At 57.9% G+C, this 19,184-nt stretch carries 14 protein-coding genes; 2 read left to right on the forward strand and 12 right to left on the reverse strand.

Going from position 1 to position 19,184, the window contains the following annotated elements; translation table 11 throughout:
- Window position 1: 1 nt before the first annotated feature.
- The 11 genes from CLV45_RS22960 to CLV45_RS23010 form a co-directional block, all read right to left on the reverse strand.
- Window positions 2-3,241: a SusC/RagA family TonB-linked outer membrane protein gene (locus tag CLV45_RS22960; RefSeq protein WP_100338848.1), complete on the reverse strand. Its 3,240-nt coding sequence runs from the start codon at window positions 3,239-3,241 to the stop codon at window positions 2-4.
- 257 nt (window positions 3,242-3,498) lie between these two features.
- Window positions 3,499-4,938, reverse strand: a complete 1,440-nt coding sequence (locus CLV45_RS22965; protein ID WP_245882968.1) for a SusD/RagB family nutrient-binding outer membrane lipoprotein — start codon at window positions 4,936-4,938, stop codon at window positions 3,499-3,501.
- A 120-nt stretch (window positions 4,939-5,058) separates the two neighbouring features.
- Window positions 5,059-8,205: a SusC/RagA family TonB-linked outer membrane protein gene (locus CLV45_RS22970; RefSeq protein WP_317045134.1), complete on the reverse strand. Its 3,147-nt coding sequence runs from the start codon at window positions 8,203-8,205 to the stop codon at window positions 5,059-5,061.
- Between the two features lie 278 nt (window positions 8,206-8,483).
- Window positions 8,484-9,561 (reverse strand): peptide chain release factor 2 gene (prfB, locus tag CLV45_RS22975; RefSeq protein ID WP_100338849.1). Its coding sequence is split into 2 segments (ribosomal slippage): window positions 8,484-9,509 and window positions 9,511-9,561, totalling 1,077 coding nucleotides; the frame shifts between segments, so codons are not numbered across the junction.
- 118 nt (window positions 9,562-9,679) lie between these two features.
- Entirely contained in the window at window positions 9,680-10,744 is a 1,065-nt protein-coding gene (locus tag CLV45_RS22980; RefSeq protein WP_100338850.1) for a branched-chain amino acid aminotransferase, read from the reverse strand.
- Window positions 10,745-10,810: 66 nt separating this feature from the next.
- On the reverse strand, window positions 10,811-11,362 hold the full coding sequence (locus CLV45_RS22985) for a cob(I)yrinic acid a,c-diamide adenosyltransferase (RefSeq protein WP_100338851.1): 552 nt from the start codon (window positions 11,360-11,362) through the stop codon (window positions 10,811-10,813).
- Between the two features lie 93 nt (window positions 11,363-11,455).
- Window positions 11,456-12,169, reverse strand: coding sequence for an ABC transporter ATP-binding protein (locus CLV45_RS22990; protein ID WP_100338852.1), 714 nt, complete (start codon window positions 12,167-12,169; stop codon window positions 11,456-11,458).
- Between the two features lie 18 nt (window positions 12,170-12,187).
- Entirely contained in the window at window positions 12,188-15,241 is a 3,054-nt protein-coding gene (locus CLV45_RS22995) for a tetratricopeptide repeat protein (protein WP_100338853.1), read from the reverse strand.
- Between the two features lie 9 nt (window positions 15,242-15,250).
- The gene (gene gatC / locus CLV45_RS23000; RefSeq protein ID WP_100338854.1) at window positions 15,251-15,538 is read right to left on the reverse strand and encodes an Asp-tRNA(Asn)/Glu-tRNA(Gln) amidotransferase subunit GatC; all 288 of its coding nucleotides are present in this window, start codon (window positions 15,536-15,538) and stop codon (window positions 15,251-15,253) included.
- A 27-nt stretch (window positions 15,539-15,565) separates the two neighbouring features.
- Window positions 15,566-16,402, reverse strand: a complete 837-nt coding sequence (locus CLV45_RS23005) for a lysophospholipid acyltransferase family protein (RefSeq protein WP_100338855.1) — start codon at window positions 16,400-16,402, stop codon at window positions 15,566-15,568.
- A gap of 55 nt (window positions 16,403-16,457) precedes the next feature.
- On the reverse strand, window positions 16,458-17,042 hold the full coding sequence (locus tag CLV45_RS23010) for an NUDIX domain-containing protein (RefSeq protein WP_100338856.1): 585 nt from the start codon (window positions 17,040-17,042) through the stop codon (window positions 16,458-16,460).
- Between the two features lie 444 nt (window positions 17,043-17,486).
- On the opposite strand from CLV45_RS23010, the gene CLV45_RS23015 reads away from it, so the two are divergent.
- Together CLV45_RS23015 and CLV45_RS23020 are read left to right on the forward strand one after the other, a co-directional pair.
- Window positions 17,487-17,729, forward strand: a complete 243-nt coding sequence (locus CLV45_RS23015; protein WP_157807754.1) for a hypothetical protein — start codon at window positions 17,487-17,489, stop codon at window positions 17,727-17,729.
- Window positions 17,730-17,929: 200 nt separating this feature from the next.
- Window positions 17,930-18,505, forward strand: a complete 576-nt coding sequence (locus CLV45_RS23020) for a ribonuclease HII (protein WP_100338858.1) — start codon at window positions 17,930-17,932, stop codon at window positions 18,503-18,505.
- 223 nt (window positions 18,506-18,728) lie between these two features.
- Here CLV45_RS23020 and CLV45_RS23025 read toward each other — a convergent pair whose 3' ends face one another.
- Entirely contained in the window at window positions 18,729-19,172 is a 444-nt protein-coding gene (locus CLV45_RS23025) for a response regulator (RefSeq protein ID WP_100338859.1), read from the reverse strand.
- Window positions 19,173-19,184: the final 12 nt, after the last annotated feature.

Genomic DNA, 19,184 nt, shown 5'->3' on the forward strand with positions numbered 1-19,184 from the left:
ACTAGAAATTAACCCGCAGGTTTATGCCGTAACGACGCACCGAAGGAGAGTTAGTGTATTCAATGCCCTGCACGTTGGAACCAGAGTTATAAGTGCTGGTTTCAGGATCGAAGTTGGTGTACTTCGGAATGTTAGGAGAATACCACCACAGGTTGCGGCCCGACAAAGAAACGTTGATGCTGCCGAAAGGAGTTTTCTGCAGCAGCGACTTGGGCAGGTCGTAGCCCAGTGTGATTTCGCGCAGACGAACCGTGGTGGCATCATACAAAGATTGCTCAGCGGTGCCGCTCAAGGCTGCTGAACCTACGCCGAAGTAGTAGTCGTTGATTGAAATGGCCGTGTTGTTCGGAATCGTGTTGCCGTCGGCATCACGCAAGGGCTGGTGCGTATTGGGGTCACCTTTCACGCCTTTAATAACAACCAGTCGTTCCCGGTCCTCCGTGTCTCTGGTTACGCCCCGGCCCAGCTCCTGCTGCAGCGTGGTCGAGTAGATGCTGCCGCCTTTGCGGTAGTCAATCAGCGTATTAAGCGTGAGACCTTTGTAAGTGAACTGGTTGATGAAGCCCATCTGAAACTGGGGGTTCGGGTTACCCAGGATTTTCGGGTTCAAAGCCGGAATCAGACGGCCCGTGCTGGGGTCAATCAGCAGGTTGCCTTGGTCGTCGCGGTCGGCGTTGGAGCCGTAGAGGGCACCGTAGGGCTGGCCCGGCTGCAGAATCGGCTGGATGAGGCCCGAGCCAAAGCCCGGCTCAATAACCAACAGGTCGAGGCCATCGGTCAGGCTCTCCACCATGTTCTTGTTATGGGTGAAGTTGAACGTGCTGGTCCAGCGGAAACCGCGCAGGTCTACCGGAATGACAGTAGCGGCCAGCTCAATGCCTTTGTTGGAGATTTCCCCGAAGTTAGTCAGCAGCACTCCGTAACCCGTAGCCGAAGGCAGAGTCACCTCCCCAATCTGGTTGGTGGTCCGACGGTCATAAACTGAGGTGTTGATGATCAGTCGGTTTTTCAGGAAGTTCAAGTCGGCACCGAATTCCCACTCGTTGGTGAATTCGGGCGTCAGGGCAGGGTTACCAATCTGGGAGCTCAGCGCCAGGGCTGGTACTCCGCCGAAGGGAAAGTCGGTAGTGCCGACGTTGTTGCCGTAGCGCGGGTTGTTGATGTAGCGCGTCAGACCAGCGGAATACGGATCGGCATCGTTACCTACCCGGGAGTAGTTAGCACGAACTTTACCGGAGGAGAACCACGGCAGGTCCAGCTTCAGCGCCTCGGAGAATACCCAGGAGCCTTCGACGGCGTAGTAGAAATAGCCCCGGCCCGTATTGCCGATTTCACCGTTCTTGTTCAGCGTCGAGGACTGGTCACGACGGAGCTTACCGGTCAGGAACGCCCAGTCTTTGTAGCCCAGAGTGGCTTCGCTGAGCAGGCCCATCAGGCGCTTTTTCTGAAACTGGGGGCCGTAGGGCTGAACTGCGGTGGTATTACCCAGGTTGTCGATGCCGAAGATGATGATACCGGTGCCCAGGAAAGAAGCTGCCTCAAACTGCCGCTGGTTGATCTGGTTGCCGATAAGGGCCCGCAGGCTAATGTCCTCCGTTAGGTTCTTATCAAACGTCAACGACACAGTCTGCTCCAGCTCCGTGTTCTGCAGGTGGTCTTCCACAATACGGCCGGTGCCGTATTTGCCCGTGTTACCGGGGCGGATAGTCGAGCGGCGCGAGTCCGTATAAGTATTCAAGCCGCCACGGTAGGCCAGCGTGAGCCATTCTTTGATGGCATAGGAACCCGTAATGCTGGACGCTATCCGGTCTACCCGCGACGTGTACGAGTTGTTGGTTGTCGACCAGATTGGGTTGTCAGCCTGCGTCGAGAGCCAGCCGAATACGGAGCCGTTGGTAATCGGGTCCGTGTTGGGCAGGTTTTGCAGATCCAGGTTGCGGGGCATAAACATCAAACGCGACAAAGCGGAAGAGCCACCCTGCGCGCTACTACCCCCGATTAGCGGACCCCGCTGGTCCGAGTTGGTGTAGGTCACGTTGCCACCGATGGTGAACTTGTTGTAAAAGCCCGAGCCACCTGCGCTAACGTTGTTGCGCACGAAGGATGAGTTGGGAATGATACCCGTGTTGTCGGAGCGCGAAAGCACCGCGGCAAACTTGGCGTTATCACTGTTGCCCGTCAGCGTTATGGAGTTGTCAAACTGCCGACCGGTATCAAAGAAGTCCTTTACGTTGTTAGGCGCTGCCTGATACGGAATGGTGGTGCCAGCCGGGATATTCGGGAAGTTGGCGTTGCCAGCTTGGGGGTGGGGAATAGAGACCGGCGCCTCGGGGCTGCCAAAGCGCGGGCCCCAAGAACCGTTGGTCGTAAACGGACCCACGAAGTTGGCGCCCGTGCCGTAGCTGTTCTGATAGTCGGGCAAGCCCGCTACCTTCTCCAGGGAGAAGGAAGAGGTATAGCCCAGCTGAATGCCTTTGGCACCGCGCGCGCTGCTACCTGTTTTGGTCGTGATGATGATAACGCCCCCCGCAGCCCGCGAACCGTACAGGGCTGCCGCAGCACCGCCTTTCAGGATAGTTTGCGACTCAATGTTGTTCGGGTCGATATCGATAGCTCGGTTCGAGTTGACGGTACCTTCGACCAGTACATCATCCGAGTCGAACTGCCGGTTGTCAAATGGTACACCGTCGATAATGAACAACGGCCCGTTGGTACGGGTCAGGGAGGTATTGCCGCGGATGATAATGCGCGTGGAGCCGCCCGGCGTGCTGCTGGCGCTAGTTACGCTTACCCCCGTCACTTTGCCTGCAAGGGCACGCAAGGCATCCGGCTCCGACTTCTGAACCAGTTGATCCGGCTTAATCTCCGCAATTGCGTAGCCCAGGGCCCGCTTCTCGCGCGATACGCCCAGGGCCGTTACCACTACTTCGCTTAGTTCTTCCGTGTTTACCGACAGGGTAACATCAATTGTGTTGCTGTTGGTAATGGCCCGCTCCTGTGAGCCATAGCCCAACTGCTTGAAAATAAGAGTGGTGGCATCCGCTGGGACGGACAGCGTGTAGGTGCCTTCCGCATTTGTAGCGGTACCAACACTGGTACCTTTGACCAATACGCTTACTCCTGGTAAACCTTCATTGGTAGTGACATCGAGTACTCGTCCTGAAATAACCCGATTCTGCGCCCAGGCGCTTCCAATCAAGGTTAATGACAGAAATAAACTCAGTAGTAAGAGTTTTTTCATGAAAGGGTAAAGTGAGAATGAAACAAATAAGCGTGTACTAGGGCGAAATCGTGATCCTAAAAATAGATATAATTTCTTTCTCCTCTGTAGCCTATTTGGCAGTAAGCAAGCCTAATTAGCACAACTCTAATGGGCAGGGTGGCCGACCAAATCGGGTGGGGCACGCTCGGTTACGCAGTGGCGTTGGGAGCAGAATAAGCAAAAAAGAAGGGCTGCCATGATTGGCAGCCCTTCTTGCAAAAGAGAAATAGAGAGAACTATTTCTTGTCCCAGAAAATCTTCGTGGAAACCTTGTCGCCACCAATAGCGGTAGCAGCAGCCGTGTTATTCACGCCATTCAGGTTTTTCTCCGTCGTGGGGTACGTAAAGCGCAACGGAATGTCCGACAGAGCGTCTTCACCCGGCTCCAGAGCGGGCGAATCCAAGCGGCGGAATTCCTTCCACGATTCTACGGGCTGGTCATAGAGAGCAATCCACTTCTGGAAGCCAATTTTCTCTCTGTAATCACCTTTCGCCGTAGCGTACGTCACGTCGGGCTGGCTGTAATACTTCTCCGCATCTGCGGCCGAGCCACCATTGTCCTCAATAGAAGCAACAATACCTGCTTTGTAGTGCGAGGCAGCAGTTGAGCCGGTAATCAAACCACGCTCTACTGCTTCAGCCAGCAGGAACTCAACTTCCGAGTAGGACAGCAGTACGCCGGGCAGAGTAGGCTCTTCCTGCTTAGCGCCGGGAGCCGAGAACGAGGCGTAGTCATTGATCAAGCCAACATCGCCACCGGTGAACTCCCCGTTCTTGTTGGGTTTGAAGTAAACCGGCAGACGGGGGTCATTCAGCGGCACGAGGGCGTCATCAATGAAGGTAACGGTACCAACAAAGTCTTTCCGACCGCTCTGAATCAGGTCTTCCCACACCGGGTTGGTGTTGGGGAAGCTGCCCTGGAACGTAATCTGAGCGTCGTCGTCGTTAGACGTAAACACTTTGCCCATGGCCTGGGTAGCCATGGTCGTGGCCTTTGGCTTATCTACGTCAGACAGCGTCAGTGCAAGGCGCAGCTTCAGGGAGTTGGCAAATTTAACCCAGTGGCTAACGTCACCTTGGTACATGATGTCAGCATTCCCGAATCCGTCGGCGCTGGGGTCGAAAGCAGCAATGGCAGCATCCAAACGCTTGGTAATATCGGCGTAGATGGTAGCGGCATCATCGTACTTCGGCTGAGGATTCAGCACGTCCAGAGCAGCCGTGTAGGGCACGTTGCCATAGGTGTCGACCAGAACAGACCAGCTGTATACTTCCATCACCTCGATGGCAGCCAGTTGGTTGGCTTTCACCTTGGCATCGAGCGAAGCGTTAGCATTGGTCAGGTCGCGCGCCTCCTTCAGGTTACGCAGATCGTCACGGTACATCGCATTCCAGAAGCTGCGATTGATTACCCGCGTTTCGATGTCGTAGTTGCTTTCGTCCGTATAGGTCGTTTCCGTCCAGTACTGTACGTAGAAGCGGAACGGGTTAAGGTTAACGCTCGAGCTCGAAATGGTACGCGCCAGGCTGCGCTGGGCACTCGAGAAAAAGCTCGTTGCCGGAGCCGACGAAGGGTTCTTCGGGTCAACGTTATATTCATCCAGGCTGTCGACGCACGATGTTGCGAGCAACAAAGCGGGAAGGCCAGCAAGGACAACTTTTTTCAGTGAATTCATTGTCTTGATGTTTAGAAGCTGATGCGAACGTTAGCTCCGATAGTACGGGTAGTAGGATAAGCGCCAATCGAGTAGCCGAGGCCGAGGTTACCGGCACCCAGGTTCTCTTCGGGGTCTGCATCAGGCAAATGCTTGCTGATGATCCATAAGTTCCGTCCTACAAGCGACAAATCGATACCTTTTACAGCAGCAACTTTCGACAGCCATACTTTGGGCAGCGAGTAGGTCAGCGCAGCTTCGCGCAGCTTCGCGCAGCTTCACAAAACCAGCGTCGTACACGAAGGCTTCGGCAGGGTTACGACGGTAGCCGTACAGACCGAAGTTGGTGTTGCTTACGCGCTTGGTGTTCTTCGTGCCGTCGGGGTTAACACCGTCCAGAATCACACCACCACCTTCGGCGATGGGCAGACGCGAGGGGTTACCCAGGTCGTTCAGACCAGCCGTTTCGGGGGTCAGACCGGTGGCCAGACCGTAGTAACGGTCCAGCGAGAATACGCTGCCACCCTTCTTGATGTCGATCAGGAAGTTGAACGATACCGACTTGTAGGAAACCGTGTTCGAGATACCACCTTTCCACTTGGGGTTCACATCGCCAATGATGGCGTTGGTAGCCTGCTGGTAGTAGCCGGTAGCGGGGTTAACTACTTTCTGGCCATTGGCATCATATACGAAGCCCGAGCCACGCAGTACACCGAAGGCCTGACCGACGGAAGCGTTAGAGGTTACACCGCCCTGGTAGTTGGCAATTACGATGTTGTCCAGGTCGCTGAACAAAGACAGAACTTTGTTCTGGTTTTTCGACCAGTTCAGGTTCACCGTCCAGTTGAAGTTGTCCGTTTTCACGGGCGAAACGAAGGCCGTGATTTCAACACCTTTGTTCTGTACTTCACCCGAGTTTACGTAACGCGAGTTCTGGCCCGTAGCCGTCGACAGGTTCAGCGGGATGATCTGGTCTTTCGTGTTCTGCTTGTACACCGTGAAGTCGAAACCTACGCGGCTCTGCAGGAAGGCCATATCAATACCTACTTCCGAGCTCGTCGTTCTTTCGGGCTTCAGGTCGGGGTTGTTTTTGGTGCCAGCTACCGAGAAGATCGGAGCCGAGCCGAAGGGAGCACCCTGACGGTACGTATCGTACACAGCCAGCGGAATAGCACCCTGGCCTACTTCAGCGTAGTTACCACGGAGCTTACCGTACGACAACCAAGGCGTCTTCTCTTTCAGAGCTTCCGAGAATACGAAGCCCAGAGCAGCCGAGGGATAGAAGAAGGTGTTGCTCTTCGTGGGCAAGGTCGTCGACTTGTCACGACGGCCGGTCAGGTCCAGGAACACCATCTGCTTGTAGCCGAAGGTAGCGCTGGCGAAAATACCGTCAACACCAACGCGCTGCTCGATTTCGATAGGAGCTTCGATGGGGCTCAGCGAGTTGGCCAGCGAGTATACGCCGGGAGCAACCAGACCACCGTTGGTGATGGCACGGATCGAGCTGAACGCCTGACGACGCATGTTGGCACCGATCAAGCCGGTGAAGCTAAAGTCTTCGGTAATGTTCTTGTTGAAGTTACCGATCAGGTCGTAGTTGTATTCGCGCGAGGTGCGGTTGAAGCGCGAGTAGTACGAAGGGTAGCTCGACTGCGTGCTACCTACGTTGGAGCGCTCTTCCTGCAGTTCGTCGTAGGTGTCAGCCGTTACGCGGCCCAGGACGTTAAACCAGTCCGTGAACTTGTAAGTGGCCATCACGTTACCGAAAATACGGTTACGGTTGTCGTTTTCGTAGTTCTGGTAACGTACGAAGTAGGGGTTGTTCCAGTAGATCGGCGACAGGTCACCGGTGGTAACGTCGGCATAGTTCCAGGTCGCGTTCTGATTGGTACGCTCGTACGCTTCTTTCTGGGCTTTAACGTCGACGTTGGTCTGCCACCACTGGCGGAAGTTGGTCATTACGTTTTCCGAGCCGTAGCCCGTGCCGTAGCGGCCCAGACCATCGATGCGGGTGTAGTTAACCGAAGCGCTGGTGGTCAGTTTGGGAGTCAGGTTCAGCGAACCAGCGAAGTTCACCATGTTCTTGGTGATTTTGCTGTTGGGCAGAATGCCTTTGTCCACGTTGTTGTTGTAGCCGAGCTTGAAGAAGCCCTGGTCGTTACCACCGTCAACGCTGATAGAGTTCAGGGTCGATACGGCATCTTCAAAGAAGGTCGAAGGGCCATTGGCAGCGGCTACCCAAGGAGTAGCTTTGCCGAAGTTCGGGCTACCGGGCGAGAAGGCATCCCACTGGTATACCAAGTGACCGTCGAAGGGACCACCGTAGGAAGCATCTTCCTGGGTGGGAACTACTTCACTGCCGTTGTCGAGGCGGTTGAAATATTCATTGCCCTTCGGACCGTAGGCCTTGCCGTAGCCAGCGCCATACTTGTCCTGGTACTTAATGAAAGTGCTCTTGTCGTAGCGGCCCAGGGTTACACCCGAGTTGATGGTTACGCCCAGACCTTTACGACCTTTCTTGGTCGTAATCAGGATTACACCGTTGGAGGCACGCTCACCGTACAGGGCGGTAGCAGCGGCACCTTTCAGTACGGTCATCGTGGCAATGTCATCAGGGTTGATGTCAGCACCAGCGTTACCGTAGTCGTAGCCACCACCACCGGTAGCCTGGGGAACACCGCTAGCCGAGCTGGCAGCCGTCGTCGTGTTCGTGCTAGCGTTGCTGATCGGCACACCGTCCACTACGAACAGCGCCTGGTTGTTACCAAACAGCGACTTGTTGCCCCGAATAACTACGTTGGACGAACCGCCGAGCGTGTTGCTCTGCTTGATGTCCAGACCAGCAACTTTACCCGACAAGCCGTTGATAAAGTTGGGGTTACGAGCCTTGGTAATGTTTTCGCCTTCTACCGTCGTGGCTGAATAAGCCAGCGAGTTCCGGGTTCTTTCAACGCCCAGAGCGGTTACTACTACTTCGCCCAGCGTCTTGGTATCGGCACCCAGGCCGACGTCAATCGTAGTGGCGCCGCCGATCGGACGATCAACGGAGATGTAGCCAATAGAAGTGAAGGAAAGCGTAGTGGCCGAAGCCGGTACACTCAGCGAATAGGTACCATCCGAGTTGGTGGAAGCACCAACGGTGGTGCCTTTCACCAGCACGGTAACCCCGGGCAATCCCTGACCGTTGGCCCGGTCAGTGACCCGTCCCGAAATGGTCCGATCCTGCGCGATGGCCTGCTGCAACAGGCTAGTCATCAGCAGGATGACCATAAATAAGAGTTTTTTCATTTGACTGTTGGTTTGGTGAGTGAAAAGGTAAAGAGATAGTTGTGAAAGTGGGCGAATAGGGCAAGTATAGCGGGAAAAACGGCATTTAGCAACTTTTAGGAAACATAGGGAAGCCGCTACTTCTCACTAATTTCTGTTGCCAACTACCTCGTCCATGCGTTTGCGGAGGCAATTGTAAGCTGCACCGGATATGTACAAGTTACTGAATCCGGCCCGTAAAAACAGATTTTGGACCGCGTAGAGCTAGTATATTTACCTTCAGCAATATAGAGCTCAGGTCAGTTTTGCATTAAGAAGCCCTTAATGTACTCGTCCAGGTCACCGTCCAATACGGCCTGTACATCGGTGCGCTCAATACCGGTACGCAAATCCTTGATCAGCTTGTAGGGATGCAACACGTAGTTGCGGATTTGAGAGCCAAAGTCGATACGTTTTTTACCGGCTTCAATCTTGTCGCGCTCGGCGTGGCGCTTGTCCATCTCGATCTGGTAGAGCCGGGACTTGAGCATGCGCAGAGCGTGCTCCTTGTTCATGAGCTGGCTGCGCTCAATCTGAACGGCAATGATAATACCCGACGGAGCGTGAGTGAGCCGCACGGCCGTTTCGACCTTGTTCACGTTCTGCCCACCGGCGCCGCCGGCTCGGTACGTGTCCCAGGTAATATCGGCCGGATTGATCTGAATGTTGATGGTTTCGTCAACGACCGGGTAGGCAAACACCGAGGCAAAGGACGTGTGGCGGCGCCCGCTGCTGTCGAAGGGAGAGATGCGCACGAGGCGGTGCACGCCAATCTCGCTTTTGAGGTAGCCGTAGGCGAAGTCGCCGTCAATTTCCAGGGACGCCGACTTGATGCCGGCGCCTTCGCCGGGCTGGTAGCTGAGCTGCCGTACGCTGAAACCGTGCTTTTCGCCCCACATGATGTACATGCGCATCAGCATTTCGGCCCAGTCCTGGCTTTCGGTGCCGCCGGCGCCGGGGTTGATGTCGATGATGGCAGAAAGCTGGTCTTCCTCGTCGGAGAGCATGCGTTTGAATTCGAGCTGCTCCACGAGCTGCTGCGCCGCGTCGAACTCCTGCTGGATTTCGGCTTCGGTAACGTCGCCTTCGCGGTAAAATTCAAACAGAACTTCTACGTCGCCAACGGCCTTTTCGACTTTCTCGAAATCGTCGGTCCAGACTTTAACCGATTTGATATCTTTCAAAATAGCCTCAGCTTTCTTGGAATCGTCCCAGAAGCCGGGGGCGGTGGTCTGCTTTTCGGTTTCTACGACCTGGGCTTTGCGGTTGTCGTAGTCAAAGGTACCTCCTCAAGGCCTCAGCGCGGCCCTTCAATTCCTTAACCTGGTCTTGGGTCATTGGAAAAAAAGATGAATGTTGAAAAAATGGGTGTAGGGCAAAGATAAGTAATGCAAAACGCCCGCCGCCGAATACCTATCGGCGGCGGGCGTAGCCCGAAGAAGGCCGCTTTAGGCCGTTATACCTGCACCATCCAGTGGTGAGTGTCGGGTGCTTCACCGGTGCGGATGTCGCTTAGAATAGCGCTGGCCTTCTGGGAAAAGGAGTTAGTAGTAGGCGTGGGCAGGCTGTAATCCTGGCCTTGGTAGCCGATGGTGGCAATGGGCGCAATAGTAGCCGCTGTGCCTACCCCGAAGGCTTCCTGCAGCGTGCCGTTGGCCTGGGCCGCCATTACTTCCGTGGCCGATACCTTGCGCTCCTCCACGGGCATACCCAGGTCGCGGGCCACTTGCAGCACGCTCTTGCGGGTAATGCCGTCCAGAATGGAGGTGCTCAGGGCCGGGGTGATGACTTTGCCGTCGATAACGAACATAACGTTCATTGTACCCGACTCCTCAATGAACTGGTGAGCCGACGAATCGGTCCAGAGCAGTTGGTGGTAGCCTTCCTGCTGGGCCAGCTTGGTGGGCCACATGGCCGCGCCGTAGTTGCCAGCGGCTTTGGCATAGCCGGCGCCACCCTCGGCCGAGCGGACGAACTTCTCTTCGAAACGTACCCGCAGTGGCTTGTTATAGTACAAGCCAACGGGGCAGGTGAAGATCATAAAGCGGTAGTTGTCCGAAGGCCGCACCCCAATAAAGCCGTCGGTGGCAAACATGAAGGGGCGGATGTAGAGGGCGCTGCCGGGAGCTTTGGGCACCCAGTTGGCATCGAGGCGAATCAGCTGGGACAAACCCTGCATGAACAGCTCCTCGGGCAGCTGGGGCATGCACATCCGTTCGGCCGAAAGGTTGAGGCGTTGCAGGTTGTCGTAGGGGCGGAACAAGGCAATTTCGCCCTGAGGATTTTTGTAGGCCTTCATGCCCTCGAAAATGGCCTGGCCGTAGTGCAGAGCCGAGTTGGCGGGGCTCACGGCCATGTCGCCGTAGGGTACAATCTGGGGCTCCTGCCATTCGCCATCCTGATAGTCGACAACAAACATGTGGTCGGAGAATACCTTGCCGAATTCAAGGTTGGCAGGATCCAGCTCCTGAAGGCGGGAAGCCGTGGTGCGCTGGGTCCGAATAGTGAGTGTGTCGAGCATAAGCAGGATAGTGGGAGAGTGGGAAAAGAGCGGGTGGGAGAAAGAGGGAGCATCCCTGAAACGGGCCTAGGACAGGCGCGGTTTCCAGGTAACTTCTTCGGCCTTTAATTCGTGCGCCATCTGCCGGCTGAGCACGAATAAATAGTCGGATAAACGGTTGAGGTACATGACCACCAGGTCGGCCACGAAGGAGTCTTCGCGCAGGGCAATAACCAGGCGCTCGGCGCGGCGGCACACGCAGCGGGCTACGTGGGCGTAGGAAACTGAGGGGTGGCCGCCGGGTAGAATAAACACGCGCAGCTCGGGCAAGTCTTCATTCATCCGGTCCATTTCGCGCTCCAGCAGCAGAACGTCTTCCTCGTGCAGGTCCGGAATTTTCATCTTCGACTTCTCCGGGTCAGAGGCCAGGGAGGCGCCCATGGTGAAGAGCCGGTCCTGGATTTCCTTGAGCAGGTCGCGGCGGCCGGCGTTTACGTCCTGGTCGCGCACCAGGCCCAGGTAAGAGTTGAGCTCGTCGACGGTGCCGTAGCACTCAATGCGCAGGCTGGACTTTGGAACCCGGGTGCCGCCGATAAGCGAAGTAAGGCCTTTGTCGCCGGTTTTGGTGTAGATCTTCATGCAGTGAGCGAAGGACAGAGGGCGGGAGCTGAGGTTGCAGAAAAAACAAGAACAAAAAAGTCAGCTCAATGTCGGCAGCTCGTCCTTGGAAAGTCAGCTGAGGATGTGGGAGGCCACTTTCTGGTTGGGCACATCCGACTCAACCTGCCCGTCGCGCAGGCGCACGATGCGGTGGGCAAAGTTGGCAATATCCTCTTCGTGGGTTACCATGATAATGGTATTACCCTTGGCGTAGAGGGCCTCAAACAAATCCATGATTTCGTGGCTGGTCTTGGAGTCGAGGGCGCCGGTGGGTTCGTCGGCCAGCAGCACGCTAGGGTCGTTGACCAGGGCCCGGGCAATGGCTACGCGCTGGCGCTGACCACCGGAAAGCTCATTGGGCTTGTGCTTGGCCCGGGTGTCGAGGCCTACGCTTTTAAGGGCCATCATAGCCTTTTCTTCCCGGTCCGACTTGCTGTAGCCCGCGTAAATCAGGGGCAGGGCCACGTTGTCGAGGGAAGTAGCCCGGGGCAGCAGGTTGAAGCTCTGGAAGATAAAGCCAATTTCCTTGTTGCGCACGTCGGCCAGCTGGTTGTCCGACATGCTGCTCACGTTCTTGCCGTTCAGAATATAAGTACCCCGCGTGGGCGTGTCGAGGCAGCCCACGATGTTCATTAGCGTCGACTTGCCCGAGCCCGAAGGTCCCATGAAGGCGACATACTCGCCCCGCTGAATGGTGATGGTAACGGACCGCAGTGCCTGGATGAGCTCGGTGCCCATCTGGTATTCCTTCGCAATGTCGTGGGTTTCAATGACAGGCTGTAACATGAGCAGCGGGGTTTGGTCCTAATTCCAGGGGGTAGCGGCAGCCGTTTGAGTGGCCCGCCGGGCGTTATACTGCGAAAGAAAGGTACTGTATTCCGCGGGTGAAAGCAACGGACGCAGCTTTTCCAGAGAAGCTGCGGCGTATTCGCCCAGGCCCGCCGGAATAGCGGCCAGCGTGTAGGCCTTGAGCAGGGGCACCGACTCCGGGTTGTACTCCAGGCCCTTGAGCAGGGCGTTATAGGCGGGCATATCCTGCTGGCGGCTCAGGTAGAAGTCGGCGGCAGCCAGTACAGCCTGCTCCAGGTACGGGGCTTCGCGTACCACCTGGGCGTAGAACTTGGCTGCCGCGGGAGCTTGGTTTTCCGCTTGCGCCAACGCCGCCCGATAATACAGTTGGTAGGGCCGGTCGAGGCGGCTGAAGTACCCCTGCTGCACGACGGTGCGCAGCTGGGGCAGCTGCTTGCTTTGCAGGTAAAGCTGGCCCCGCAGCACGTTCCAGGCCGAGCCGGTGGGCGTAGCCGTAGCCGGTTTCGGGGCAAACAGCTCCAGGGCCTGTTGGGCCGCCGGCAGCTGGCCAGCCAGCAGTGCCCGCGGAATCTGGGCCAGCAGGGCAGCCTCGCGGGAAGCGGCAGTACTCAGGCCGGCAGCCCGGGGCACGAGGCTTTCCGGATACAGCGAGCCACCGCGCAGCACCAGATACTGCGCCTTCACCGAGTCGGGAGCAGCGGGGTACTGGGTGTTGAAGTCCAAGTTCAGCACCGAGAGCAGCCGCTGGGCCCGCCGGCTGGTGCCAAAGGTCTTATCGGGTAATGCCTGCTGAGCCGAAAAGCGGGCCGAATCGGGCTGGTTTAGGAGCGCTAGGGCGTAGGCCCGGAACAGGGCGGCTTCCGCGTAGCCATTGCGGTGGGCATCGGCGAGGCGGGCCGCGGCGGGGCGGTACTGCTGCTGTTCCAGAAGCCACAAACCCCACAGGTTTTGGTAGTAGGCGCTGCCCGCGGAGTTGCCAGTCGTCAGCGGCAGCAGGGTATTTTGGGCCGCCACGGTCTGGCCCCCGTAGTGCTGGGTTAGAGCGCGCAGAAAGGTCAGCTGGTCGGCGTAGGCGCTGTTGTCGGGCTGCTGGGCCAGGCGTGCCAGCAGCGGCAGCTGGCTGGTATCGGCTAGCGCGGCGCGGTGCAGGGCGTCGTGGTAGAGGCGGGCAAACCCGGCCGTGGTCAGCACCGGCGAAGGCAGTTCCACTGGGGCTGGCTTTTGGGGCTTACCCGTTAGCAGGTAAAGCAGGGAAACGTTGCTGTCCCAGGCGGCATTGTCGGCGCCGCCTTTACGCTCGGCAATCAACTGGCGGGCGGCCGCAACCTGTTGGTTTTGCAGCAGAAACGCCAAGCGGTTAGTTTCCACGGCCGAACTATTGGGCGCCAGCGCCTCGGCCCGCTGCAGATAGTAGTCTACCGAGTCGGTGAGGGTGGAGCGGGTGTAAAGCTGGGCCAGGTCGTTGGCCAAGCGGGCACTGCGGGGCGTATTTTTGATGCCTTGGCGCAAAACGGCCAGCCGGTCGAAAAAGTCGCCGGGCTCATTGTAGAGCGCGGCCAGGCGCAGTGAAATCTTTTCCGAAGGTGCCCGGCTTAAGGCCCGGCGCAGGGCGTTTATTTCGTTCTGACGCTGGGAGCGGAAGTGGTAGAGCGCCGCCCGGCCCATGCTGGCGCGGTGGTTGTGCTGGTCGAGCACGTCACTTTCGGCGTAGTAGCGTTCCGCCAGCAAGGCCAGTCCATCGGCATTAGGTTGCTCCTCGCTCTGCAGGCGGGTTAGGTCGCCCACGTTGTTGAAGTAGCCGGCCTGCACCTGGTCGAGCACAAAGAAGTTGTTGCGCATCTCCACGGCCAGCAAGCTGCCAATTCCCACCACGTACACGATGTAGAAGGGCAGACGCCTGGGCTCGTACACCACCCGGAACACGCGCAGCTTCTGGCGAATCAGGGTGACGAAGTTGAAGAGCACGTAAATCAGAAAGGCCGTGCCCACGCAAAGCAGAGCCAGGGCCGTAAAGTCGCGGGCGGCGCTGAGCAGCGGGTCGTTGGCGGTGGCAAAGGCAAAGCCCAAAAAGCCCGCTGCCACGGTCAGCAGCACCAGAAACAGCAGCTGCGCCGCGGCAAAAGGCACAAACTCCCCGTAGGTAGCGGCCCGGCGCCGCAGGTTCAGCCAGCTGATAACGGCCGCCGGCAGCAGCAGTACCAGGGGGTCGAGGCTGACGCCGGGCAGAATCAGCAGCTCACCGTTGTTCCAGTAATAAAGCAGCAGAGTGCCCAGATACAGCCCACTGGCCAGTAGAAACGGTAAAATGCCAAAGCGGCTGCCCGGGTTTTCGGCCTGGGAATTAAACCACAGCAGCCCGTAGATATTCTCAAAGCTGAGCCAGAGCACCAGCAAGGCTACGGCCGCAGCCCCGCTGCTGGTAGCGTAGCTCACCAGGTGCAGAGCAGTGGTATCGGCTGGGTTGTCGCTGCGCTGAAACAGCAGCGCGGCCAGGCCCGCTACTAGTAAGGCAAAGGTCAGGAGGCGGCGGCCCTGGGGCACGTCGGTCCAGAAGGCGTGGAACACGTAGGCCGGCACGCCCAGCGTCAGCAGGCTCAGAATTAGGAAATACTGCTCCCGCGAATCGAAAACGCCGAGCATATCGGCATTAAACGACATCAGCAGGAAAAACAGCAGGGCCATGCCCGCCACAAACGACAGGCGCGGCAGAGTGCTGATGACGGCCAGGTAAAATACCAGCGCTACGGCCAGCAGGCCCAGCAAGGCCACGGCCGCGTCGGGCCGCACGAAGGGCCCGGTCACGTCGTGGGTAGCACTCACCAGGTAGCCATTGACGCGCACCGGCAGCTCATCGAGGCCAATACGCACGTGCTGGAGCACGGTGGGCACGGGCTTGAGCTGGGCTACTTCCTGCACCCGCAGCGTGTAGTCGTCGCCGGTGAAGTAATAATACAGGGCCAGGGCCAGGGCAAGACCAGCCAGCAGGCCCAGAATCCAGCGGATCAGGCGCCAGCCGGAAAAGCGGGGAGAAGAAAGCGGGAGCGTCAAGACAGAAGGTTATTCCAGCACTTTAGGCACGCGGAAGTAGTCGGAATCCTTGCGCGGGGCGTTGCGCAGGCCTTCCTGGTGGCTCACCGAGTTGTGGGCCTCGTCGGGGCGCAGCACGTTGATTTCGTGCGACAAATGCACCAGGGGCTCCACGTTGGTCGTGTCCAGCTCGCTGAGCTGGGCCACCCAGTCCAGAATCTTGTTCAGGTCGCCCAGCATCTGCTGCTCCTTGGTAGCGTCAAATTCGAGGCGAGACAGATGAGCCAGTTTGCGCAGGGTTGATAAATCGGTGCTCACGGGTAAAAGGAAAAAGGGAAGTTCAGTTTAAGACTTGGGCAGCTCCAGCTCCGGGTTGGCCTGCGGGGCCGGGCTCGGTTCCGGTTTGGGCTTGCCCAGGCGGGACGGACCCGGAATACCGGCGGCTTCGGGCCGAAACGCGCTGGCAATAGTACGAAAAGCCTCGTCCCGAATGCGGGGCACGTCGGCTGTGGTCAGGCCCTGAGTGAAAATGGGCTCGTGAATAACGACCTGCAGCGGCGTGTAGCGCACCCGGATACCGCCAACATCGGGCATAAAGCGGTGGTTCAACGGCATCGAAACCGGCACGATGGGCACGCCGGTGGCAATGGCCAGCTGGAAGGCCCCATCCTTGAACGGACCCATTTCCTCGCCGGGCTTTTTGGAAATGGTGCCTTCGGGAAAAATCACCACCGAGCGGCCCGCTTCCAGGCTTTGCTTGGCTTGCACCATGGCCCGGCCCCGGCTCACGGCGCTGTTGCGGTTCACGGTGATGTAGACGCTGCCGAAAATCGGGCCCCAGAGCGGGACTTTAGCCAGGGCGCTCTTGCCGATGATGTTCAAATAGCCGGGAATGGCCTTAAACAGCACCGGAATATCAATATAGGAGCTGTGGTTGGCTACGTAAATGCAGGGCTGCGCGGCCGGCAGCGGCTGTTTGCGGACGATATCCACCGGCATGCCCCACATCCGGATGGCAAACGTGGACCAGCCCCGGTTGAGGTTGTGCAGGTGCCGGTGCAAGGACGGCTTGCGACCCAGCAGCACCTGAATGGGGTAGGTAACCACGAAGGGCAGCACAAACCAGAACGTGCTCCAGGTAGTGTAGATGCGGTGCCAGAGGTAGTGCAACAGTCGACGCATACCGGCAAAAATACGAGCTATAATCTTAGAAGCCGTTTGGCGGCGGGTTTTCCAATTACAGCTGTTGCCGGCTTTGCAGCACCTTTTCGGCCTTAAGCAGGCCGGCCACGCTGATGGCGTCCGTAATTCGGTCGTCCATCACCATGGCCACGGCTTCCGAGAGGGGCAGTTTCCAGAGGCGCAGCTCCTCGGTTTCCTCGGGCTCTACTTCGCCGGCTTCCAGGTCTTCGGCCAGATAGACAAAGCCCTCCTCATCGGTCACCGAATTGGAGGTGTGCAGGCGGGCAATGCGGGTCCAGCGCCGGGCCGTGAAGCCGGTTTCCTCCTTGAGCTCCCGCTGGGCCGATTCGAGAATGTCCAATTCTACCGGACCGCCGCCCATCGGAATTTCCCAGGAATACTCGTTGAGCGGGTAGCGGTACTGGCCTACCAGCCAGGTGTTACCCTCGGCGTCCACGGGCACGATTCCCAGGGCCTTGTTCTGCATCGAAACTACGCCGTAGATGCCCCGGCCGCCTTTGGGGTTGATTACCTGGTCTTCCCGGACCCGAATCCAGGGGTTCTGGTACTTGGGCTCAGAGCTCAGAATCTGCCACGGGTTACGGGTCTCGTCGAAGTCGGAAGAGGGAATATGACTCATTATATTCAAGTTGCTGAAAACTACCCAACCGGGCAAAGGTACAATTTCACGGCCAGCCCGGAAGGCCTTTTCACGTCCATCGGGCTACAAGCAGGGTTAGTCGGGTAAGAAGCCTCGTTTGACAAAAACACCCTAATAAACGCCTGACACCAAGTAGTTTTGTCGTAGAAAGGAACCAGCACAGATAGAGGTTGTGGAAAGGAAGTCTCTGTCTTGTGTAACAAGCCGACCGGGCTAAGGAGTAGGGTGGATGAATTTCTACCGGTCGGTGCAAAATTAAGAGCCGTTGCCCAGAGCAACGGCTTTTTTTGTGCCCAAACATTTTCGGTGCCCACGCCAAAATCTTGTTTGGCTTCCGGCCGCTCCGACCTCAACCCCAACGCTACGGGGTGCGTACCAGTCAGTAATTGGCTGTTTACATCCCAGCCGGTACCGGATATTTTTATGGCAAATCAACCCAAAAACCAGTCCGCCCAGTCCCAGCCCGGAGACCCTTTGTTCAACCTGAAACACGCCCAGGCCGAAGCGGAGCTAGCCCAGAACACGGGTGGCCTCGGCCCGATTACCAACGTATATGTCACTTCCGACGAGGACGACGCCATTGACGAAGGCCCTCGTGACAAGCAGGGCAACCGCCGCGGCGAGCCTGACGCTCCCGATGCTGGCACTACCGCCGGCCGCCACTAAGTGGTGAAGTGGTGAGTTGTTGTTCCAGAGCCTTGTAGAGCATTGGTATCAACGCCTACTTCTCCGTTTTACTTTGTGCTTACTTTTTCTGAAAAGGGCCTCTCCGGGTGCTGCGGCTGCCGGGGAGGCCTTTTTATTTATAGCTGACTCGGCAATGGGGTTGGGCCGGCGCGGCGCGGGGTTGTACCTTCGCCGCCCCTATGCTGCTTGCCTCCCACACCAACCTTCCGCTGGAAGCGGGCCTCGACGAAGCCGGCCGCGGCTGTCTGGCCGGCCCGGTTTTCGCCGCCGCCGTTATCCTGCCCCCCGACTTTGCTCCCGCCTACCTCAACGACTCCAAGCTGATGACGGCGCGGCGGCGCGAGGCCATCCGCAAGGAAATCTGCCGGGAAGCTGTGAGCTGGGCGGTAGGTGAAGCCAATACGGCCGAAATTGCCTCCATCAATATTGCCCAGGCCAGCTACCTGGCTATGCACCGGGCCGTGGCCCAGCTGCCTCAGGCGCCCCAGCACCTGATTGTGGACGGCAACCGGTTTCGCGCCTACCCGGGCATCGAGCACACGTGCTTCGTGAAGGGCGACGGGCGCTACCGCAGCATTGCCGCCGCCTCGGTGCTGGCCAAAACCTTTCGCGACGACCGAATGCACGAGCTGGCCCTGGAGTACCCCATGTATGGCTGGGAGCAAAACGCGGGCTACCCCACCGAAAAGCACCGCGCCGCCATCCGGGAGTACGGCCCCAGTGAGCACCACCGCATGGGCTTCCGGCTGCTGTAGTCAGTGTGCTGGGTTAGGGTGCTAATGTGTTGGGATGTGGAGAATGGGCGGAATGTGCTGAGCTTCCTAAAGTGAAAAGCCCTTTCTCGTTCGATACGGGAAAGGGCTTTCTGGTAATAAGGACGGGGCGTGCTGCGCAGAGGACGGATGGCTTCGCGTTGCTCGCCATAACCCAGACCATGCCTGTCGCGCCATTACAACGTCAAATTCACCATTTCACCACTTAATCCTTCAGGCGGAGCAGGTCTAGGAAGAGGCTGAAGCCGTCGACGGTAGAGCCGCCTTCGCCGAACTGGTCGAAGTTCAGGGGCTTGATGATGTAGCCGCTCACGGCTAGGTCCCGGGCTTTGAGGCGGTCGGTTTCCAGGTCGGAGGTGGTCATGATGAACACGTTTAGGCCCACGAATTCGGGGTCGGAACGCAGGGCTTCCAGCAGCTCCAGGCCATTCATGCGGGGCATGTTGATGTCGAGCATAACCACACTGGGCTTCTGAATCTGGTTCTGCCCGCCTTCCCCCTTGAGCAGGGACAGGGCTTCACGGCCGTTTTTGGCAATGTGCAGGGGGACGTTGATATCGTGTTTGCGTAACTCCCGCTGCACATTCATGATGTCCATCTGGTCGTCTTCGACGAGCAGAATGCTGGGGGCAAGTTCGGCGGTTGACATATTGGGGGTGGA

The organism is Hymenobacter chitinivorans DSM 11115, from assembly GCF_002797555.1.
GTDB lineage: Bacteria > Bacteroidota > Bacteroidia > Cytophagales > Hymenobacteraceae > Hymenobacter > Hymenobacter chitinivorans.